This window comes from Vibrio splendidus, assembly GCF_001557875.1.
Classification (GTDB): domain Bacteria; phylum Pseudomonadota; class Gammaproteobacteria; order Enterobacterales; family Vibrionaceae; genus Vibrio; species Vibrio splendidus_F.
In genome coordinates, this window is the sequence record NZ_LNRF01000005.1 from 218,571 (window position 1) to 240,518 (window position 21,948).

The 21,948-nt window shown below is 42.8% G+C and carries 20 protein-coding genes; 13 read left to right on the top strand and 7 right to left on the bottom strand.

Going from position 1 to position 21,948, the window contains the following annotated elements; genetic code table 11:
- Positions 1-14: 14 nt before the first annotated feature.
- Positions 15-1,037 carry a phage shock protein operon transcriptional activator gene (gene pspF / locus ATB74_RS14275; protein WP_061018963.1) on the bottom strand — a complete coding sequence of 341 codons (1,023 nt, stop codon included), beginning with the start codon at positions 1,035-1,037 and terminating at the stop codon, positions 15-17.
- Between the two features lie 272 nt (positions 1,038-1,309).
- On the opposite strand from pspF, the gene pspA reads away from it, so the two are divergent.
- The 7 genes from pspA (at position 1,310) to ATB74_RS14310 (ending at position 8,677) form a co-directional block, all read left to right on the top strand.
- A complete protein-coding gene (pspA, locus tag ATB74_RS14280) occupies positions 1,310-1,981 on the top strand; it encodes a phage shock protein PspA (RefSeq protein ID WP_010440091.1) in 672 nt (223 codons plus the stop codon).
- A 14-nt stretch (positions 1,982-1,995) separates the two neighbouring features.
- Positions 1,996-2,229, top strand: a complete 234-nt coding sequence (pspB, locus tag ATB74_RS14285; RefSeq protein ID WP_004734605.1) for an envelope stress response membrane protein PspB — start codon at positions 1,996-1,998, stop codon at positions 2,227-2,229.
- The gene (pspC, locus tag ATB74_RS14290) at positions 2,222-2,608 is read left to right on the top strand and encodes an envelope stress response membrane protein PspC (protein ID WP_029405576.1); all 387 of its coding nucleotides are present in this window, start codon (positions 2,222-2,224) and stop codon (positions 2,606-2,608) included. The genes pspB and pspC overlap by 8 nt, the downstream gene beginning before the upstream one ends.
- A 156-nt stretch (positions 2,609-2,764) precedes the next feature.
- Positions 2,765-3,799, top strand: a complete 1,035-nt coding sequence (locus tag ATB74_RS14295; protein WP_061018964.1) for an efflux RND transporter periplasmic adaptor subunit — start codon at positions 2,765-2,767, stop codon at positions 3,797-3,799.
- Between the two features lies 1 nt (position 3,800).
- Positions 3,801-4,886: an efflux RND transporter periplasmic adaptor subunit gene (locus tag ATB74_RS14300; protein WP_061018965.1), complete on the top strand. Its 1,086-nt coding sequence runs from the start codon at positions 3,801-3,803 to the stop codon at positions 4,884-4,886.
- Positions 4,879-7,989 carry an efflux RND transporter permease subunit gene (locus ATB74_RS14305; protein WP_061018966.1) on the top strand — a complete coding sequence of 1,037 codons (3,111 nt, stop codon included), beginning with the start codon at positions 4,879-4,881 and terminating at the stop codon, positions 7,987-7,989. The genes ATB74_RS14300 and ATB74_RS14305 overlap by 8 nt, the downstream gene beginning before the upstream one ends.
- 76 nt (positions 7,990-8,065) lie before the next feature.
- Positions 8,066-8,677, top strand: coding sequence for a DNA-3-methyladenine glycosylase I (locus ATB74_RS14310; RefSeq protein ID WP_061018967.1), 612 nt, complete (start codon positions 8,066-8,068; stop codon positions 8,675-8,677).
- On the opposite strand, the gene ATB74_RS14315 is transcribed toward ATB74_RS14310, so the two are convergent.
- The 3 genes from ATB74_RS14315 to ATB74_RS14325 all read right to left on the bottom strand — a co-directional run bounded on the left by ATB74_RS14315 (position 8,614) and on the right by ATB74_RS14325 (position 10,722).
- The gene (locus tag ATB74_RS14315) at positions 8,614-9,165 is read right to left on the bottom strand and encodes a DNA-3-methyladenine glycosylase I (protein ID WP_061018968.1); all 552 of its coding nucleotides are present in this window, start codon (positions 9,163-9,165) and stop codon (positions 8,614-8,616) included. The genes ATB74_RS14310 and ATB74_RS14315 overlap by 64 nt on opposite strands.
- A 150-nt stretch (positions 9,166-9,315) precedes the next feature.
- Entirely contained in the window at positions 9,316-10,089 is a 774-nt protein-coding gene (locus ATB74_RS14320) for a toll/interleukin-1 receptor domain-containing protein (protein ID WP_061018969.1), read from the bottom strand.
- 93 nt (positions 10,090-10,182) lie between these two features.
- A complete protein-coding gene (locus tag ATB74_RS14325; RefSeq protein ID WP_061018970.1) occupies positions 10,183-10,722 on the bottom strand; it encodes a recombinase family protein in 540 nt (179 codons plus the stop codon).
- Positions 10,723-11,096: 374 nt separating this feature from the next.
- On the opposite strand from ATB74_RS14325, the gene ATB74_RS14330 reads away from it, so the two are divergent.
- The 3 genes from ATB74_RS14330 to ATB74_RS14340 all read left to right on the top strand — a co-directional run bounded on the left by ATB74_RS14330 (position 11,097) and on the right by ATB74_RS14340 (position 13,494).
- On the top strand, positions 11,097-11,882 hold the full coding sequence (locus ATB74_RS14330) for a hypothetical protein (RefSeq protein WP_244270923.1): 786 nt from the start codon (positions 11,097-11,099) through the stop codon (positions 11,880-11,882).
- Between the two features lie 403 nt (positions 11,883-12,285).
- A complete protein-coding gene (locus ATB74_RS14335) occupies positions 12,286-12,534 on the top strand; it encodes a hypothetical protein (protein WP_061018972.1) in 249 nt (82 codons plus the stop codon).
- A gap of 9 nt (positions 12,535-12,543) precedes the next feature.
- The gene (locus tag ATB74_RS14340; RefSeq protein WP_061018973.1) at positions 12,544-13,494 is read left to right on the top strand and encodes a hypothetical protein; all 951 of its coding nucleotides are present in this window, start codon (positions 12,544-12,546) and stop codon (positions 13,492-13,494) included.
- A gap of 446 nt (positions 13,495-13,940) precedes the next feature.
- Here the strand turns inward: ATB74_RS14340 and ATB74_RS14345 are convergent, their stop codons facing one another.
- Complete coding sequence (locus tag ATB74_RS14345) at positions 13,941-15,485, bottom strand: recombinase family protein (RefSeq protein WP_061018974.1); 1,545 nt, start codon at positions 15,483-15,485, stop codon at positions 13,941-13,943.
- Between the two features lie 207 nt (positions 15,486-15,692).
- On the opposite strand from ATB74_RS14345, the gene ATB74_RS14350 reads away from it, so the two are divergent.
- Both ATB74_RS14350 and ATB74_RS14355 read left to right on the top strand, forming a co-directional pair.
- Complete coding sequence (locus ATB74_RS14350) at positions 15,693-16,631, top strand: winged helix-turn-helix domain-containing protein (protein ID WP_061018975.1); 939 nt, start codon at positions 15,693-15,695, stop codon at positions 16,629-16,631.
- Entirely contained in the window at positions 16,622-17,092 is a 471-nt protein-coding gene (locus tag ATB74_RS14355) for a hypothetical protein (protein WP_061018976.1), read from the top strand. Before ATB74_RS14350 ends, ATB74_RS14355 begins: the two co-directional genes overlap by 10 nt.
- An 87-nt stretch (positions 17,093-17,179) precedes the next feature.
- Here the strand turns inward: ATB74_RS14355 and ATB74_RS14360 are convergent, their stop codons facing one another.
- A complete protein-coding gene (locus ATB74_RS14360) occupies positions 17,180-18,364 on the bottom strand; it encodes a cystathionine beta-lyase (RefSeq protein WP_061018977.1) in 1,185 nt (394 codons plus the stop codon).
- Positions 18,365-18,547: 183 nt separating this feature from the next.
- Positions 18,548-20,002 (bottom strand): cardiolipin synthase, encoded by a 1,455-nt coding sequence (cls, locus tag ATB74_RS14365; protein ID WP_061018978.1) that lies wholly within the window; start codon positions 20,000-20,002, stop codon positions 18,548-18,550.
- Between the two features lie 367 nt (positions 20,003-20,369).
- On the opposite strand from cls, the gene ATB74_RS14370 reads away from it, so the two are divergent.
- Positions 20,370-21,803 carry a sodium-dependent transporter gene (locus ATB74_RS14370; RefSeq protein WP_081090125.1) on the top strand — a complete coding sequence of 478 codons (1,434 nt, stop codon included), beginning with the start codon at positions 20,370-20,372 and terminating at the stop codon, positions 21,801-21,803.
- The last annotated feature ends 145 nt before the right edge of the window (positions 21,804-21,948 follow it).

Here is a 21,948-nt window from a genome sequence, read left to right on the forward strand (position 1 = left end):
TCAAGTGTGGACAGCTATTTATCGTTAGCTTGTCCGACAATCGCATACTTCCTCACCATTCCACGTAATTGGTTGTAGGTTAACCCAAGTAATTCTGCGGCTTGTTTCTGGTTATACTTGCTCTGTTTTAGGGCTTGATTGAGTAGCTTGATGTCTTGTTGTTCTTGCCATGCTTTATAATCAAGCGGCAAAGAAAACGAACTCTCTGATGAAGTATGGCTGTTAGACGGCTCATTGCCAGTTTCCTGCGTGGAATATTGCTCTGTTTCCCATGCGGGCTTAAATGGGTTAAACACCAAAGATTCAATAGGATATGGATCTTTACCGTGCTGGTAGATAGCACGCTCAATGACGTTTTTGAGTTCTCGAACATTCCCCGGCCAAGAATAATCCAGCAGCGCCTCAACAGCAGACGGAGCAAAGCCGACAAACAGCTCTAACTCTAATTCACGACACATCTTAATAGCGTAGTATTCTGCTAGTAGCGTGATGTCTTCTTTTCGCTCACGAAGAGGAGGGATAGTAATCACGTCAAACGCCAGTCGATCTAATAAATCGGCCCTGAATTCGCCCTTTAATGCCATGTCTGGCAAGTCGGCATTGGTCGCACACACCAACCTTACATTGGCACTTAAAGCTTTTTGTCCACCGACACGCTCATACTGTCCGTATTCAATAACACGCAACAATTTCTCTTGAACGGCAAGGGGAGTAGTCGCGAGTTCATCCAGAAACAGTGTCCCACCTTCGGCCCTCTCAAAACGACCTTGATGACGACCTTTTGAGCCCGTGAAAGAACCGGATTCATGACCAAACAGTTCTGAATCAATCAAACCTTCACTGAGGGTTGAGCAGTTCAATGAGATCAACGGTTGATCCCAGCGTCTTGAAAGGTAATGCAGCCTTTGTGCGATCAGCTCTTTACCCGTACCACGCTCGCCAATGATCAGAATAGGTCTTTCGATTGGAGCCAGCTGAGAAACTTTATCTAAAACAGAGAGAAAGCTAGGTGACTCACCAATGAGGTTCTGCTGCATAGCGGTTCCTTATGCAATTTAAGTACTGAAGAAGGTCATCTTAAGGCTGTAGTGGTGAAAAATACCAATACTTGGTTAAATTCATCATAGCATGATTCGGGTTAATCACCATTTTATCGTAAGTGATTGATAAACAATGCCTTAAAAGTTGGCACGCAACTTGGATTATGTATGGTAGGTTTAACAACTAACGTAAATTTTTGAGCAAGTGGATTGAGAGTCGAATAACGACTTAAAACACATTTGCCATCATTGTAATTAAGGAGTTCCTCATGGGCATTTTTTCTCGCTTTGCAGACATTGTAAATTCAAACATCAGTGCACTATTAGATAAGGCTGAAGATCCTGAAAAGATGATTCGCCTAATTATTCAAGAAATGGAAGATACGCTGGTTGAGGTTCGTACTAACTCAGCAAAAGCAATCGCAGATAAAAAAGAACTAGCGCGTAAAGTTGAAGCCATCGAAACTCAGATTCTAGATTGGCAAAACAAAGCGACACTCGCACTAACTAAGCAACGTGAAGATTTAGCTAGAGCAGCTCTAATCGAAAAGCAAAAACTGGAAGACATCATCAAGAGCCTGCACACCGAGCAAACTTTGGTTCATGAAACCATCGAAAAGCTAACCAGTGAGATTGGCAAGCTTGAAACTAAAATTGCAGAAACTCGCGCAAAGCAACAAGCATTAATGATTCGTAATAATGCGGCGAGCAATCGTCGTGATGTTCAAAAACATCTGCATTCAAGCAAAACCAACGAAGCAATGGCGAAGTTTGAGCAATTCTCGCGTAAAGTGGATGAATTAGAAGCTGAAGCGGACGTTTACGCTAAAACGGGTAACGCAAAATCTTTAGACCAAGAGTTTGCCGAACTACAAGCTCAAGATGAAATCGAAAAAGAGCTGGCGAAACTAAAGCAACAAGTTGAAAACCGCGATAAATAATTTAGGAGTTGTCTATGTCAACATTTCTAATTGCAGGTCCACTGATTGTCTTTTTAATCTTCGTGGCACCGCTATGGTTATTCTTACATTACCGCAGCAAGAAGAAATCCAGCAATGGTCTTTCAGAAACCGATCTTCAACGTCTGCATAAGCTTTCTGCGCAAGCCGAATCCATGCAAGACCGAGTGAAAACGCTAGAGAAAATATTGGATGCGGAGTCGCCTAACTGGAGACGAAACTATGAGTAGAGAACTGTATCGCGACACGATTAACGGCAAATTGTCTGGTGTGTGTGCAGGGTTAGCGAACTACTTTGGCCTTGAAGTGTGGTTGGTTCGCATCTTAGTTATCTCTGCGGCACTGCTTGGTGGTAGCTTTCTGGTGTTATTAGCGTATTTAGCTTTGACATTTATGCTTGAAAAACAACCACCTCACTATGTTGATGAGATGAAAGCCAAGCAAGAGCATACACTCAAGCAAAAACCTTGGGAAAAAGGGCAAACGGCAGAGTCGTTACTGGGCACTTTAGAGGGTGATTTCCAGAAGTTAGAGACCAGTGTTCGCAACATGGAAGCTTATGTGACCTCCGACACTTTTAAAGTCGACCGTGCTTTTAAGAACATGTAACGATAAGTCTAAAAAGATTAGATAACGGTTTAGGAAAATTTATCCCAAGCCGTTATTTTTTTTAATAATTTTGTCTAAATAAATCTTACGATGACTGGTAAGTTACATGTGATTAATCTATGTTATAAAAATATTTATAGATATGGATGATCACCAATGTATCGAGCCTCCGTTGTCCTTTTGACAGCCTTAGCTGGGTTGTCTGGGTGTGGTAAGGAGCTTCCTCCCGTACCTGAACCTGATTCTAGACCCGCCAAACTCTTCACTGTCTCCGTCGGTAGTAATGCCTTTGAACGTAGCTTTCCAGCCACCACTGAAGCCGGTGACAAAGCAGTACTGGCATTCCGTGTTCCTGGATTGCTTCAGACTATCGATGTTACATCTGGCCAGAAGGTCAGCAAAGGTGAAGGGCTTGCAACGCTCAACCCTGATGAATATCAGCTGTTAGAGAAGCAAGCAAGAGCCAATTTTAAGCTTGCTGATGTTCAATACCAACGTTCGATTAAGCTACGTAAAGACCGAGTGGTATCAGAGCAAGATTTCGACCAAGCGAAAGCCAATCATAATTCTGCTAAAGCGATGCTTAATCAAGCCAAAGCAAACCTTCGCTATACCACTCTAGTTGCACCTTACGATGGAACAATTTCCATTATTCCGGCTGAAAACCATGAATACATCGCTGCTAAACAAGGCGTGATGAATATTCAAACCAATCAAATTCTTAAAGTCGTCTTCTTATTACCCGACCAACTTATTACACGCTTTTCTTCAGGGTTCGAGACGGATGCAACCATGGTTTTTGATGCATTTCCTGAAAACTCTTATGCTTTAACCTTCCAAGAAGTGGATACCGAAGCAGACCCGAAAACAGGTTCGTACAAAGTTACTATGGTAATGGAAAGGCCAACCGATGTGGGTATTTTGCCGGGCATGTCTGGCACAGTAAATTTGGTTTCAGCGTTAGCAGCCGCCACCAAAATTCCAACGTCAGCAATGGTAGTCGATGGGGATGATGTATCTGTGTGGCGTGTTAACAGCGATGGCATTGTTGAGAGTGTCTCAATCGTCATCGATGAAAAACGCCATATCGTCTCTGGACTGAACGATGGCGATCGCATAGTGACTTCTGGCGTCAATGGTCTTGAATCGGGCATTAAAGTTCGAGAGTGGATAAAGGAAAGGGGGCTATAACATGAAAATACTTCAAGTGGCCGCTGGCCTGTCGTGTTTGCTCTTACTTACGGCTTGTGAAGATAAGCAATCTGCAGAGGTGAGTAATTCGCCCTTGGTTAAAGCTATCGAGATTTCAGTCATCGATTTTAGTGACAAACTCTATTTCCCTGCAGTAGCAAACGCTGCTGAGAAAGCTCACCTCAGTTTTCGTGTGGCTGGTGAAATTAATAAGCTTGATGTCAAAGAGGGTGAACGTGTTTCTAAAGGGGACATCATTGCTGAGCTTGACCCAACCGATTATCAATTGGATGTCGACAACGCTCAGGCGCGTTACACGGTAATCAACAGTCAATACAGACGTTCAAGCCCACTAGTGAAGAAAGGCTTGTTGGCTAAGTCGCAGTTTGATGAAATTGCCGCTCAACGTCAGATTGCTTATGCCGAATTAGAGTTAGCAAAACTTCGCTTGTCGTTCACTAAGCTTCGTGCCCCTGTTGATGGGATTATTTCACGTGTCAGTGTCGACCAATATGAAAATATTCAGGTAGGTCAACAGGTCGTTAATATTCACAGTGTTGAAGATGTTGAGGTTGTGATTCAACTCCCTGATCAAATCTATGTGAATCAACCGAACGAACAATTGCTCGCGAACGTTGAAGCTGTGGTTAGAGTACCCAGTGGCAATGAATACACGGCAGGTATTAAGGAATTTACTACTGAACCGGATCCAAGTACGGGCACATTTACGGTGACGCTTGCTTTGCCTATGCCTGAAGATGACTTGATTCTGGATGGTATGGCGGTTGAAGTGACGTCAAACGGTAGAGATATCGGGTTGGACTTAAAAGCTGGTGTACTGATTCCGATTGAAGCGGTTTTTAACGCTGATGGGGATGATTTAACGCGTCAGAACTCTTATGTATGGGTGCTTAACGACGACAAGACAGTATCGAAACAGCAAGTCGTGTTAGGAAAAGCAAATCAGAAAACATTGCAGATTACGAAAGGATTAGAAATGGGGCAGCATGTTGTTGTTGCAGGCGTATCGCGATTGCGAGATGGGATGACAGTGGAAGTACTATCTCAGGAGGCAAACAATGAGTGAAGTGAATAACAAGCCCCAAAATGATGAACAACAAGGTGATGAACAGATCACTGGTGTAGCAGCGTACTTTATTCGCAACAAAGTAATCAGTTGGATGCTATCGCTGATCTTCTTAATTGGTGGTGTTTCTGCATTCTTCGGTTTGGGGCGTTTAGAAGATCCTGCCTTTACCATCAAAGATGCAATGGTTGTGACTTCATACCCGGGGGCAACGCCTCAACAGGTGGAAGAAGAAGTTACCTATCCTTTAGAGAAAGCGATTCAACAGCTTACCTATGTCGACGAAGTGAACTCTATCTCTAGCCGTGGCCTGTCTCAGGTAACGGTAACGATGAAGAATAACTATGGTCCAGATGATCTTCCGCAAATCTGGGATGAACTTCGTCGAAAAGTGAATGATCTGAAAGTCTCACTGCCACCCGGGGTCAATGATCCTCAAGTCATCGATGACTTTGGTGATGTTTACGGTATTTTGCTCGCGGTAACAGGGGATGGTTACAGTTACAAAGAGCTGTTGGATTATATTGATTACTTAAGGCGTGAGCTGGAATTGGTTGATGGGGTCAGTAAAGTCTCTGTTTCTGGTCAGCAGCAAGAGCAAGTGTTCATTGAGATATCGATGAAACGGATAAGTTCTCTGGGCCTTTCTCCAAGCACGGTATTTAATCTTTTATCGACTCAAAACATTGTATCAAGTGCTGGTGCGGTCAGGATTGGCGACGAGTACATTCGAATCCATCCAACGGGTGAGTTCCAGAATGTTGAACAGCTTGGTGACTTGATTCTGACAGAAGGTGGCGCTCAAGGTCTCATCTACCTAAAAGATGTGGCGAATGTAACTCGTGGTTATGTTGAAGTTCCAAGTAACATCATTGGCTATAACGGCAAGCTCGCGCTCAATCTTGGTGTCTCTTTTGCTCAGGGTGTCAACGTGGTCGCGGTTGGTGAAGCGTTTGATCGAAGATTGGCCGAGCTAAAGTATCAACAACCCGTTGGTATCGATATCTCCGAGGTTTATAACCAACCCAAAGAGGTAGACAAGTCGGTAAGTGGTTTTGTGGTGAGCTTAGGACAGGCGGTTGCGATCGTAATCGTGGTGTTACTGTTCTTTATGGGATTACGCTCAGGTCTGTTGATTGGCTTGATATTGTTGTTGACCGTTTTCGGCACCTTCATTTTCATGCAGTACTTTAAGATCGACCTACAACGTATTTCACTGGGCGCGTTGGTTATCGCTTTGGGGATGCTGGTGGATAATGCCATTGTGGTGGTGGAAGGGATATTGATCGGCACGCAGAAGGGACGAACCCGGATGCAGGCCGCCACAGATATCGTAACCCAAACCAAATGGCCACTGCTTGGTGCGACGGTTATCGCGGTGACTGCGTTTGCTCCAATTGGTTTATCTGAAGACTCAACAGGCGAATACTGTGGCACCTTGTTCACGGTGCTACTGATCTCCTTGATGCTGAGTTGGTTTACTGCCATCTCGCTCACGCCGTTCTTTGCCGACATGTTCTTTAAAGGTCAGAAGGTCGACCCAGATAACGAAGGTAAGGACCCATACAACGGGATGGTTTTTGTTATCTACAAAAACTTCCTCGAGTTCTGTATGAAGCGTGCTTGGTTAACCATGTTTGTTCTTATTATTGGTTTAGGCGCGAGCGTTTATGGTTTTGGCTTTGTGAAACAAGCTTTCTTCCCGTCTTCGACAACACCGATGTTCCAAGTTGATGTGTGGATGCCGGAAGGGACGGATATAAGAGCGACGAACACCAAACTTAAAGTGTTGGAAAGCTGGTTATCAGAACAGGACGAAGTTGAGCATATCACTACGACCGCTGGTAAGGGGTTACAGCGTTTCATGCTGACTTATGCGCCAGAGAAGAGTTATAGCGCATATGGCGAGATAACGGTTCGTGTAAAGAGTTATGAAGTACTTGAAACACTGATGCTGCGTTTCCGAGAATACGTGAACGGTCAGTTCCCCGAGATAGATTACAAGCTCAAACAGATTGAATTAGGTCCTGGTGGTGGTGCAAAAATTGAAGCGCGAATTGTTGGCTCAGATCCAACGGTTTTACGTTCAATCGCAGCTCAAGTTATGGATATCATGCGCGCCGATGACGGATCGTTTAACGTTCGTCACGATTGGCGTGAAAGAACTAAGGTATTAACGCCTCAGTTCAATGAAAGCCAAGCTCGTCGTTATGGTATTACTAAGTCAGACGTGGATGATTTCCTTGCGATGTCTTTCTCTGGTATGTCGATTGGTGTTTACCGTGACGGTACTACGCTAATGCCGATCGTGGCTCGTTTACCCGAAGATGAGCGTGTCGACATTCGTAATATCGAAGGCATGAAGATCTGGAGTCCTGCATTAAGTGAATACATCCCACTGCAACAAGTGACCTTGGGTTATGAGATGGAATGGGAAGATCCACTGATCATCCGTAAGAACCGTAAGCGTATGCTGACAGTAATGGCCGATCCTGATCTACTAGGTGAAGAAACCGCTTCAACCCTGCAGAAACGCTTGCAACCACAAATAGAAGCTATTGAGATGCCACCTGGTTACTATCTTGAATGGGGCGGTGAATATGAGTCATCAGCAGATGCACAGGCGTCACTGTTTACCACTATGCCTATGGGTTACTTGTTTATGTTCTTGATTACCGTGTTCCTGTTTAACTCGGTAAAAGAGCCTCTGATTGTTTGGTTAACGGTTCCATTGGCTTTGATTGGGGTTACGACGGGCTTGTTGGCCTTGAATACGCCGTTTGGTTTCATGGCATTGTTGGGCTTTTTGAGCTTATCAGGAATGCTACTCAAAAATGGTATCGTACTGCTCGACCAGATTGAGATTGAAATGAAATCAGGTAAAGACCCGTATGTCGCGGTTGTTGATGCGGCACTGAGTCGTGTTCGCCCAGTATGTATGGCGGCGATCACCACTATTTTAGGTATGATCCCTCTGCTGCCCGATATCTTCTTCAAACCAATGGCAGTAACCATCATGTTTGGTTTGGGCTTTGCGACTGTACTGACGCTAATCGTGGTACCTGTGCTGTATCGTCTATTCCATAAAATTGAAGTGGCTTAACGCTAATTAACCTTTGAAATAATGCCCCTGAATGGGGCATTATTTTTATGTACGATTACTAAAAGAGACTATCGGAATGGAAGCGAATACAGTGGATAGAACCTGTGCATGGGCACTTAAACACGAGCTTGAAAGGGAGTACCACGATGCAGAGTGGGGCGTGCCTGTTTATGATGACCAAGTTCTGTTTGAGTTCATTACTTTAGAAGGAGCTCAGGCGGGGCTGAGTTGGATTACGATCCTTAAAAAGCGTGAAGGCTATCGTGTTGCATTTGATAACTATGACATCAATAAGTTAGCCGCACTCAATGAAGACAACGTGCCACACATCATTGATAACTTCGATGTGGTTAAGCACAAGGGCAAAATTGCGTCGGTATACAACAATGCTCGAGCGACACTTGAACTACAGAAAGAGTTCGGCTCTCTTTCAAATGCCTTATGGCAATTTGTCGATAATCAAGTGCTCGTGAATCAATGGACTGAGATGTCTCAAGTTCCCGCTTCTACCGAGCAATCTAAAGCGATGAGTAAGTTTTTGAAGAAAAGAGGCTTTAAGTTTGTAGGGGAAACAATCTGTTACGCGTTCATATATGAGTACTTTCTAGGTGTATTTACAATAAATCATCTCTTGAAGCAGTCCTCGCTATGGTCATCAACTAACCCACAGGCCTGCATGAAAGCGTAAATCGTTGTTGTGCCTAGGAATTTAAAGCCTCTCTTCTTGAGGTCTTTCGCTAAAGCATCTGATTCTTTAGTTGTAGCAGGTGGCATTTCACCTTCAGCATAGGTATTAACCAATGGCTCCCCACCAACAAACGCCCAGACGTAATTGCTAAAGCTATCGAACTCTTGTTGTATCTCTTGGAAGCACTGAGCATTGTTAATAGCGGCTAGTATTTTTGCTCTGTTACGAATGATACCAACATCTTGCATCAACTCTTCTACCTTGCCCTCATCAAACTGAGATACCTTGATAGGGTCGAATTCTGCAAAGGCATTTCTATAGCCTTCCCTGCGTTTGAGGATTGTGTACCAACTCAAGCCTGCTTGTGCTGATTCAAGCACTAAGAACTCGAAGAACACCTTATCGTCATAAACAGGAACTCCCCACTCTTTATCGTGGTACTCAAGATAGTCAGGTTTAGCACCTTCAACCCATAGGCAACGTTTCATTGTAGAGTCCCAATAAACTGTGAGTCATTAACTTAGCATATGTGTTAATCAAAGAATGGCAATACACATATTTACCACATGTCTCGAAATGAAAGCCCCAAGGTGTATGTGTTATGGGGCTTGACTAAGAACTATAAAAGGGGAAGGACGTTACTCGGTAATCCAACCTAGCTTTATTGCTTGAATTTTGGCTTTTGAAGTCAATACAAAACCATCGAAATGCTGTCCATACCTTTGATAGTATTGCCTTTCACTCATAAGTAGTCCTTCATCTATTAGTTCTTGGATATATACCTCAGCAAAGATTCTAGAGCAAGTCATAAGACTATGAAGGTCATGAAAGGTAAAATGCGATTTCCCCTTGTTATAAGCTTCAACTGTTGCTTTCAATAGCTCAGTCTTTTTATCTATCTTACTTTCAGCAGGTTTAGCTTCTGCTGTTAGATAGGGGTTAGAGCCAATCTCAGGTTCTTTATATAAAGGGCTTCCATGTATCTCACGCATTAACTCATCAATAACAGACTCAAACTCATTGTCGTTAGAAAAATCAATATAAAGCTTTGATCTTAAGAAGGTAGGAACATCGTTGGTGCTTTGCTGACGAATTATAGGAATGATTTTCTTGTCACCTATGCTGGACATCAATGATGAGGTTACAATCATCTTTTCATAGCCTACACCTCCAGTGCCCTTGTTAGCTTTCTCTACATATTTCTCAGTACAAACCATTATCACACGGTCAACTTCAGCTAACTGAGTTTCCATGAAGTGAGGTAAGTCGTCACCAGCCCCCAAACTCCATGCATCTATCCTAGCGTCAATACCCGCGTTCTTTAACCTTGTGGCAAGGTCTAAAACCCATTGTTTATGCTGTGCACTATCATGCGAGTAGGACAGAAAGACCTTTGGTATATTTATGCTCATAGTAACTCCTAATTAACTGATATGAGTTAGATGAGGCTTGGTATACGAAAAATCAATGAAGCACAGCAAGTAACGCTTTGAGCTAACTCACAATTATGCTTTTTGTAACCTGTTAACTGTTGCTGGCGATATTCCTAGCTTCTCTGCTGTTTGAGCTATTGATAGCGTCTGACGTAGCTCTTTAACTTGCTCAGGGGTTGCCTTTGAAGGTCTGCCAAACTTCTTACCTTTGGCTTTAGCCGCTTCTATACCTTCACGTTGACGCTCTTTAATAAGCTCTCGCTCCATCTGTGCTACTGAAGCAAGAATGCCTAAGACACCTTTCTGAGCTGCTGACATAGTAGAGTTGAAGCTTAGACCTTCTTTGATGAATTCTATTGATACTTGCTTGGTGGTTAACTGCTCCACTATTGCTACAGCGTCACCAGCCCCAGAACGGCACACACGGTCTAATGAGTGGATGTAAAGCTTATCCCCTTCTCTAAGGTAATTAAGGCACTCAGACCATACAGGGCGGTCTATCGTAGAAGCACTGCAATGCTCTTCAAATACCTTATCAAACTCCATACCTACTAATTGACGGTCTGTATTCTGGTCTGTTGTTGATACTCGCTTATAGCCTATCGTTGCCATTGTTCTATCTCATAAAGTCTAAGGAGTTATGATTTATACTATATCAAAAATGGATAATCAAGGTTTTGAGATAGGAAAGCCGCTCTATCTTAAAAGGTATACATATGAGATAGGTATTAATCACACCTTAAAACATGGCATTAAATGCAGAAACTGTAGATTAGACATAGGATTGTAATTCTATATGCAATTAGAATAGAGCTAGTTCAAGTTTGTGAGGAAATGTAGTGATAGCTGACGCTGTAACGTCCATTAGGGCGTATTTGTACGAAAAGAATAGTAGTCCACTGCTAGGGAGTGTGATTGTCTCTTGGCTTTTCTGGAACTATAGAATGGTGCTCTTAGTATTCAGCGACTTGAAGTATGCAGAGAAGATGGCAGAGATAGACCGTTTCTATAGCGATGACTTCTACGCTATCGCTACCAAAAGTTTTGAGTTCTCAGTATCGAACCAGTCAATGTTAGCCGTAATATTTCCACTGCTTACCGCAGCATTCTATCTATTCATTTACCCAATCCCAGCAAAGAAAGTCTTTGAATATAGCCTCGTGAAACAGAAAGAGTTAAGAGAAGCTAAACAAAAAGCAGAAGAGGCAAAGCTACTCGATGTAGAAGAGTCAAAGTTACTGTGGAAAAGAGTAGTAGATAGTGACCAGCAATTAGCAGAAGAAAGAGAAAGATATTCAAGACTAATTGCCGAGAAAGATAGCCAAATTAATGAGCTTAAGGATAGATTGAAGCCCTCAGAACCACCTAGTCTAGAAAGGGATGAGCAAGAAGCAATTCTAAATGAGGAGAAATCCAAGGGTTCAGAAAAGGAATCTGAGAGCGAAGACAATACGCATCAAAGCTATATTCGCGTACAGCCTGCATCTATACAGACTGAAGACGAAAGGCTTTATGATAGGGCAATGGAATTGTTATCCCTTGAACCACCTTATGATGAACAAGAAGAGACACAACTAGTGCTTTTGTCTGAATTAGCAGACTCTCCTAACGCACTGCCTGTGCATGCTTTAGTGAAAAAGTATAAGAACCAAGGGAAAGCAAAGTTTTATATTGATGAACTTGTTGAAGAGGGCTTAGTTAATCGTTCACCAAATGACTATTACTCAATTTCGCAACCAGTTAAGCGAGCTATCATTAAGAATAGAAAATAGCTAGTTATCAATAGATTGAGTTAAGCCCATGGGATTGCCTCTGGGCTTTTTTGTTGCCTAAAGAAAGGTGCTTGTAGTTATAGTCACAAACCGCTGAGTTATGGAGTCTATATAAGTGTGGTATGAATGTGGTCACAAATTAGGTCTGACATGCATACTATTAAATGTAGTAAATACAATTAGATAGATAAGTTATAAAGCTCTGGCAGGACGACTACAACTTGCTTAAACGACACTGAAGGTTTGATGGGATACAGATTAACCAACTCCCAAGGTTTACTTCAGGTCGGGCTGCCATAGGTGTTAGCTCTGAAGAGTTCCTATGGTTTAAGGATAACTGTATCTGAACACTGATTAATCTATCTAACTTATATATTTCAATAACTTAAATAAGGATTTCAATTTGAATAACGTAACAGAATTAATAGAACTAGCCACTAAGAATGGCTTGGATACTTCAGTGTTAGAAGCAATAGGCTTTGATAATATTGAAGGCTTTCCTAACTATCAGTGTCATAACATCAGTGGCTTATATAGAAACAAGAATACTCACAGAGTCTTAAAGCCCAATGCTAAAGGGCAAGTGCGCTTAATTGCTAATAACGCTGAAGGTAAGAAGGTTAAATGGGTCATGCAAGCCAAAGCAAGCTAAGGGGTATGAATGAAGAAGGTAAAGAAGTGCTCTAGATGCAAGAAAGCTAAGCGTATGACACGCCACCAGCGTATATGCAGTCAATGCAAGCAAGATGGCTTCTTTGGTGGCTCTTACTTTCGCTGGCTTTGGGACATGGCTAAGCGGTCTGATAAGCAAGCTATGCCTAGTTGCACTGATGAATTGATTAAGGTCTTTGAAGTCAGGAAGTTTGCTATTAAAGCAAGGGGTTACTACAGAGAGAATCAAAGCATTGGCACTAAGTATAACTATCACATTGGTCATAGATACCCTGCTTCAAAAGGAGGCAAGCTGATTGCTGAGAACCTAGTAGTTATGCCTGCTTTGGTTAACTTAACACTGAGAGATAAGCATGGTGATGGACTGGAGAGTTATAGGGTTGAGCGTACCGAAGGTCATTGGACTTTAGATGAGTTCAAGGACTATGTTGCTAGTTTTGATATAGATCGCTTACAGGCTTATATAGGAGGTTCTGAGGCTACTAATATTAATGACTTTGAGACCAATGGCTTAGCAATGGGTGAAGTACTTCAAATAGAGGCTGAGCGTTTAGGGGAAGAACCGAAAGGCACTGATTTATTAGTATCTAGCTACTATCAGAAGCTGAGCAAGTTCAGTCAATTAGCCAATGGACTAGAACAACTAGAAACACTAATGGGCTTTGATGACATACATCAACAGCTACTCAATTATAGAAAACAACAGGATGGAATTATGGGATTTGATATAGAACCAAGCAATGAATTTGATGTAGACGATACACTGATAGAAATGGAATCAGCTAAAGCAATGGAGAGATTGAAAGAGCTGAAGGCTCAAGGAGAGTTAGGTGGAAATGAAGCTAATCATCTTGCAGATATGCTAACGCCACTAGAGCTTGAACAGAACCAGATGTACTTTGAAGTTCAAGAAAATCAAAGAGTTGGACTTGTGGCGTAGAAGGTTTTACCTAGAATTGCTGTTTTGGTTACACTCCAAATCGCCTGTAGGCGTTGGTACATAAGGGCTGAGAGGGTATTGCTTGTGCTATTTCCTAGGTAGTACATAGGGTCGAAAACAATAGCGAGTCATATATTGCGCTTAGTATTGACCGATACTATGAAGCCATACAGCCCCATAAAACAACCATACTTATGGTTATCAACTCTGCTTTAACTAAGTGCTTACCCAAAGTTAGCAATACACGTCAACCCGTTAAGAGCCGATAGAAACGGCTACACTGCAAGCATCCCAATTATCATCCATTATTAAATGGATAGGTATACATCTAGCTTGTGTGTGAATTAGTTTTTCATTAGTAATAACTAATTAAGATGTATACATCTATAACCTAGAACGCCGTTATACCAAGTATTCAAATCAAGCATCCTATTGACTTTATAGAGCTACCTAATGCTTAGCATCTTCCACACAAACATAGGCTTAGCCTTCATATAGTGATATGGATTCTGGATTGACTGGAATATAAAACTACTCGTAGAGTCAATTTCAAAGATAGCCTGCTTGTCTATCATATCGACCTCAAACCTTGAGAACTGATTCATTAGCTGTCTAAGCTTGTTACGAGCGGTAATGGTTTCGGTTGTTATTTCAGGCTTAAAAGCAGTATCAATTAACCCAATAGACTCCTTCATGTTCATCTTGATGGTGTTCGTCTCTTTAGCTTGCTCCTGTTTCTCTAGCTCAATTAATGAATCAAGCTCCTTGAGTTCATCTGTACGCTTTTGAATGTTAGCTATAACCTGAGAGTTAGATGTAGAAGCAAAAGCCTCTAGCATTGTATCTAGAGCGTCTGAAAGGTGCTGTCTCTTAGCTTCTAATGGCTTTAATTTTCTCACCGCTGTCTTGGGCTTACTCCATGTTTTATAGAATGCAGGGGTAAGCCATTGCTCTTTTAACCAGTCCCTTAGAAACATGATGTTAATAGGTTTTGAGTCGCATGTGCCTTTGAGTGATTCAGGGCATCTGAAGTAATAAAGGTGGGACTGCTTTTGCAATCTAAGTGGAGCACTACACCGCTTACAGGTGCCAACGTCCTTTAGTATATTAAGGTGACTAGAAGTAGAGCCTCGTTTTAGTGACTTAGCCCTTTGCTTTATTTGAGCTTGGGATAGGTAGAAGGTTTGCTCTTCAATCACTGAAGGGTAAAAGTCTTGTATTGGCTCACCAATTGGAACTGACTTTCTATTTACTCGTTGATTTGGTTGATACTCACCAAGAACTGCTTTGGTGTTAAGCACTTTAGTAATTACTGCATCACCCCATGTCTTACCTTTAGGGCTAGGGATACCTTTAGCATTGAGGTGCTTAGATATAAGGTGAGAACCCATACCACCAATGCTTAGCTCGTATATTTCCCTAACTAACTCAGCACTTTCATTAAGGATGAATGACTTCTTATCATCGGAAAGGTCTAGCCAGAAAGGCTTATTGTTAGTTTTCAGTGCGTTAGGGTCTGTTCTACGCTTGTGCCATACAGCCTTTAAACGTTTTGATTTGGTTTCTGATTCTTCATTGGCTCTAGCCATCGTAACTATGGCTGTTATGAACTCAGCTAACCCCATGCCTTTCTTATAGGTTTGGTTATCAAACAGGGTTACTACAATGACACCTTGATTAGTAATGGCTAAAAGTTGTTGTAGTGCTTCATCAATATTAGCTCGGCTTAAGCGGTCTAAGCTCTCAACCAATAAGTAGCAAGGAGTTGGTATCTTACCTTCCTCTAAAGCAGCTATAAACTGCCCTAAGCCAGCATCCTCAAGGCTATTGTTTGAATGGTATGCAGAGACTCCCAAATCCTCAAAGGAATCTGTACTAAGCTCTAGGTTATGCTTGTGGCAATAGTCTTCAGCTAGTTGTATTTGGCGACGTATTGAGTCCCCATGGCTTTGCGTTGCTGAAGAAAAGCGTCTGTAACTGTATGCGTTCATTTCTCAATCTTAACTTAATGACTATATTTAGTAAATATACCTTTATGCAAGCGACAGGCATGGTTAATGACCATGTTGTGGGTTGTCCGTACAAATAAAAGTGTTATTTATCGTCAAAAAATAATTGCGTTAATATAGGAAAATTCACTGGTCATTTATAAACTATCCAATATCATATGCGACCAAATTCAAACCTAGAAGACGATAGTGAAACAACAAAGCTACCAAATCTGTGATGCTCGTTATGATCCTTTGCTTAGGCAGTTTGTGCGTGAAGATGGCCGCGTAGAAACTATCGCGCCGATAGAAGGTAAGGTGTTTCTCTTCTTACTTGAAAATGAAGGCGAGTGCATTGAACGAGGCCTGATATTTGATAGGTGCTGGGGCAATGTGATTGTCTCAGAGCAAGCGCTCACTAACGTGATATCTAAGATTAGAAAAACGCTGTCACGGGTGACTTGTGGCTGTGCGACGATTCGTACAGTCAGTAAAACGGGTTATTTACTTGAAATCGACGAGTCGATAAAGCCTAGCAAAACTGAAACTGTGCCTTCTCAAGTGACTGCGAAGGCATCTAAATCAAACTCTTCGCCTATCGCTAAAGAAGTGTTGGCTGCAACTGAAATTTCTGCAGATGTTAACACTGCAACGGTAACTGATTCTGATTTCAAGACGTCTTCCAACCAACAACCGAACTCAACTGAATCAGAGCCTTCAAATTCAAAAAGTAATGCGCAACTAGTTAAAGCGGGCTATTTAGTTGCATTGATTTGTGTCGTCGTTACGGCGTTCAACCTTTTCCAAACCTATTATACGCCACAGCCTTATTTTGTTGATAAGACGGAATATCGTGACAGTTACACAGATAATACCAATCACTACTTTTTCCATATTGCGCACAATGATTCCTATTCGTTGCCTGCGATTACTCAAAAGCTGACGGATGTGATACCTAGCCACTGCAATGTTGATATTTTTGTCCGTATCTACCCATCAGTAGACCAACCCGAAAATGATGCGTTATACATGTTGATTAAAAGGAAGGATGGAGAGGCTTTGAACTATAGCGCCTCCATTTTCAATGTAGAGTCATCTTTTGATTCGTTTACTCAGTACATGAAAAAGAGGAGTGACTTTTGCGACTAATTGGCTTACTCATTCTTTGTGCGATCGCCGCTTCGAGCTTCTTGTTAGAGCAAAACGTATTAGCAGGCACTCGATGGCACTGTAAAACGATCAAAACGGATTTTTTATCTCAGGCATTCCAACCATATCAAGCACTGTACGAGCGCATAAGCCTTACTTTTCAGTCAGACCATACTTTTAGTATTAGAGAGTTTGTGACGATTACCGAGCGAGACGGTAACGAGAGTACGATGGAAAACCTTTATTCCGGCTACTACGAACTGGATGGAAACAATCTGTCGATGAGTATTCTTGATGTGAGAACGGCAACGCCTTTTCATGATCCTATTATTAATAATGATTACAGTGAGTATAAAGGGGTGACGATTGACTACGCTATTACAGTGAAGGATCAGTCTTTGTATATGTTCAATGAACATCGAACTGAAATATTCAACTGGGTGTGTTTTAACGTTCAATAGCTGCTTTTCCGCTATGCGACTAGTCCACTGAGCTAAAAAAGGCAGGAATATCCTGCCTTTTGATCTGACTCTGCTTAACTCTTTTAATTAAACGAGGGCGTTGTAACGCTCTAATCCAGCCTCCAGGTCTGCAATCAGGTCATCAACGTCCTCTAAGCCGATATGAACACGAATCAAGGTACCTTCGAAGTTAGGGTTCGCTACTGTTCTTAGGCTATCAAAGCTGTTCGGTTCGTTGGCTAGAATCAAACTCTCAAAGCCGCCCCATGAGTAACCCATACTAAAGTGCGTCATACCATCAAGCAGCGCTGTGGTCGCTTTTGTATTTGAGTTTTTCAGCACGAAAGAGAACAAGCCATTACCGCCAGTGAAATCTCGCTTAAAGAACTCATGGCCTGGGCAAGATTCAAGCGCAGGGTGACGAACATGGTCAACCTCAGGACGAGTCTCTAACCATTTTGCAACTTTCAAGCTGCTCTCTGCGTGCTGACGTAGTCGAACATCAAGAGTACGAATACCACGTAGTCCTAGGTAAGCGTCATCTGGCGAAACACATTGTCCCATCAAGTAGCTCTGTTCTCTTAGTTGGTCCCAACATTTTTCATTGGCGACCGCAGTCCCTAACATCACATCAGAGTGGCCCACGATGTACTTAGTCGCTGCTTGGATCGAGATATCAACACCGAAATCAAACGGCGAGAAGTTAACACCGGCTGCCCAAGTGTTGTCTAACATAACGATGATGTCATGTTCATGAGCAACACGCGCAAGCGTTGGAATGTCTTGAACTTCCATTGTGACTGAACCTGGAGACTCGGTAAACAGAACCTTAGTGTTTGGCTTAATAAGGTCTTGGATTCCTTCACCAATCGTTGGCTCGTAGTAAGTCGTCTCGACTCCCATCTTTTTCATGATGGTGTCACAGAAATCACGTGTCGGTTCGTAGCAGGTATCGACCATCAGAATATGGTCACCTGTTTCTACGAAAGAGAGGATGGCATTAGAAATGGCAGCTGTACCACAAGGGTAGAGTGCACAGCCAGCGCCGCCTTCAACTTCAACCATGGCATCTTGGAAAGCGAAATGAGTGTTGGTTCCACGACGTCCGTAAAAAAGCGTTTTGTTAGCGCGATTAATCGTAGCCTTGCGCTTTTCTTCTACTGAGTTGAACACGACAGTTGAAGCGCGCTGTACGGGGGGGTTAACGACACCATTGGTCCACTTCTTATCACGACCTGCAGTGATCAGCTTAGTGGTTTTGTTCTCGGACATGCTGTGAATTCCTTATCAATCGGTTATGTCCTATTTAAAACATGCCAATAGCCTTCAAAGCAAGAGTGCAGCGGGAGTTTTTATGCTTTTCTTTCTCTTTTTAACCTTTCACGTCGTTTATCGTGAAAGGTTAAAAATCAGATAGGCAGTAACAGATGAGTCGGAGTGGCCCCATTGATTGGATTACAGCAGTGGATTGAACAGATAGAACAACCTTTCGAAGAAGCGGTTGCGTAGGTTTCTCTGCTCCCACTGTTCCAACTCTACCGGGTGCGACGACTCGATGTAAGATTGCTGAAGTTCAGAGAGTTGCTGAGTGAAATGCACATCATCAACGGCGAGCGTCACTTCGAAGTTTAACCAAAGGCTGCGCATATCGATATTGACCGTTCCGATTAAGCAAAACTCTTCATCAATCACTACCGATTTGGTGTGAAGAAGCCCACCGTAAAACTCGTAAATCTTCACGCCAGCTTCTAGTAGTTCGGTATAAAACGCGCGCGAAGCCCACTTAACCATCAGTGAATCGTTGTTATGTGGGATGATCAATTCTACGTTGACACCACGTTGCGCAGTCATTTTGAGTGTTTCTAATAAATCGGCACTCGGTACAAAGTAGGGTGTTGTAATACGAACTGAATGGTTTGCCTGATTAATCGCAATGGTCAGAACTTGCAGGATCAAATATTCCGGCATGCCAGGGCCTGATGGCACGACTTGAACAGGGTGATGCGTTATTACCTCTTCAACCGGACACTCTGGTAAATCAGGAAGGATTCGTTCACCTGTTTCGACTTCCCAATCCCAACCATGAATGGCTGACAGCACATTTACGGTTGGGCCAGTTACGCGAACCATTACGTCAATCCACTGGCCAACACCTGAACTCTGTTTGAAGTGAGCGGGGTCAACCATGTTCATTGAGCCGGTATAGGCAATGGTTTCATCAATCACGATGATCTTACGGTGCTGCCTTAGATCTAAACGGCGTAAGAAAATACGCCAAGGGCTAACCTCTAGTGCTTGTACAACTTGCACACCGGCGTCTTTCATCATTGAGCGCCAGTGGCTTTTGAAAAAGCGCGGGCTACCTGCAGAATCAAGCAAGACTTTAACATCCACACCACGTTTCGCAGCTCGAATGAGGGCGGAAGCAACCGAATCAGTTAAGCCTCCAGGGTGCCAAATATAGAAAACCATCTTGATACTGGTTTGGGCATTTTCTATATCTTCGATAATTGCGTGTAAGATCTCATTGGGAGACGCTTGCAGTGAAAGTGTGTTTCCGCTGAGCGCAGGAATGCCCATCCTATTGTTACAAAGTTCATCGATCTTGTGGATAGGGGAGCCGACCTTTCCTGGCAGGTGGAGCTGGCAATCATCTAGTTTTCGGAACCAATCGCCAAACGGAGTAAACATGCGGTGAGCGCGCTCAGCCCGCTTTCTACCAAGGTTTAGCTCTCCGAAAAGGAAGTAACAAGCGACACCTACAATTGGGATAATGTAGATAACCATCAACCACGCGAGAGAAACACTGACAGAGCGTCGTTTTAGTACGACACGGAAAGTCACACCGGCTACAAGTACCCAGTACAAAGCGACAGAAGCTAATGTTAAAAAATGGTAGAGCTTTTCCACATTGAATACTCGAAAAAAGAGACACTTAGATAGTAATGCTATTTTGCGGATATGGGAATTTAAGGAATCAACTATTTACAAAATAGAGCAAAAGCTGTAAACAGGTTATAGTTGTTAAGTTTCGGTTAACTTAAGACGAAAACGATTGTTTTGTATGAAAAGGCGGCATTTAACCATAAAAATTTACATTGGTAACGAAATTTGTACGGTTCGGGCTTCCAATTTTATTCTTAAACTGGTTTACTTGCTATATAACGAGCGTCAATCAAATCTTTTAGGTGTGTAAACCTTTATGTACACCTTCTCTTTTAAAGACGCCACCCAAAGCAAAACACAACATCACATAACACAAAAGTTTGGAGTAAACGTGGCTACTAGTAATACAACCACAACACCCCGCGATACCTGGGGTTCGAAGTTAGGATTCGTAATGGCTGCAGCAGGTTCTGCTGTTGGCTTAGGTAACATTTGGAAATTCCCATACACAGCAGGCGAAAGTGGCGGCGGTGCATTCGTTGCAATTTACCTGTTTTTTGTAATCTTTATCGGTTTCAGTGTCATGCTGACTGAGTTTGCGATTGGCCGTCATACGCAGAGATCAGCAGTAGGTGCATTTAAATCAACTGACCGTCGCTGGACGTTCGCTGGTGTAATCGGCGTAGTAAGTGGCCTGTTAATCATGGGTTTCTACCCTGTAGTAGGCGGCTGGTCTATTGCATACATCGGTAAAATTGCTGGTGGTCTACTAGACGCACCTGAAGCAATTGGTGACAGCTTTGGTGGCTTTATCTCAAACCCAGTTCAACCACTTATGTGGATGGGCTTATACCTACTACTTAATGTTGTAATCGTTATGAAGGGTATTTCTGGAGGTATTGAGAAAGCGGGTAAGATTTTGATGCCACTTCTTTTCATCATCCTGATTGTGGTATCCATTAAAGGCATCATGCTTCCGGGCGCGATGGCTGGTCTAGAGTTCTTATTCAGCCCTGACTTCTCTAAAGTAGACAGCGGTGTAATCCTAGCAGCATTAGGTCAAGCATTCTTCTCACTATCTCTTGGTATGGGTTGTATGTTGACATACGGTTCTTACCTGAAGAAGAAAGAGAACCTAGTTCAAACTACAGCTATGGTTACAGCAATGGATACAGGCGTTGCAATCCTAGCTGGTGTTGCAATGTTCCCTGCAATGTTCGCATTCGGTATGGAGCCTGCTGCGGGTCCTGGTCTAGTATTCGTTGTTGTTCCTCAGCTATTCGCTGAAATGGGCGGCGTAGTTGGTCTTCTATTCGCTCTAATGTTCTTCGTTGGTCTAAGTGTTGCGGCACTAACTTCTTCAGTATCTCTACTTGAAGTTGTGGTTTCTTACCTAATCGATGAAAGAGGCATGAAGCGTGTGACTGCAGTATTGTCTGCAAGTGTAGTAATGGCGATTCTATGTATCTTCGCTTCTCTATCACTAGGTGGCTTCGGTCCTACACTGTTCGGTACTGGCGCATTCGATATCTTCGACCTACTAACTGATAAGATCTTCCTCGCGGTTGGCGGTATGTTGGTATGTATCTTCGCTGGTTGGAGACTAAACCGTGCTGACCTAGAGAAAGAAATCACTAACGACGGTGAAGTATCTTTCCCTCTATTCGGTCTATGGTACACACTAGTTAAGTACATCATCCCAGTAGCTATCGCTATCGTAGCGTTCATGGGTATCTCTTCTGGCTTCGACAGCGGTAAAGGTGCAATCATGCTACTAGGTATTGGTATCATTGCTGGCTCTGCGGTCATCTCTAAGAAGCTATAGTTCTAAGAAACCAAAGCTCTAAGAAGCTACAATCGCAAGTTAAAGTAAGTTAACAAACGGGAGCCATTGGCTCCCGTTTTTTTGCTTTAAATACTTAATTCTCATCGAGAAATAAAAGTTATGCATTCACTAAAGTTATCCGTTT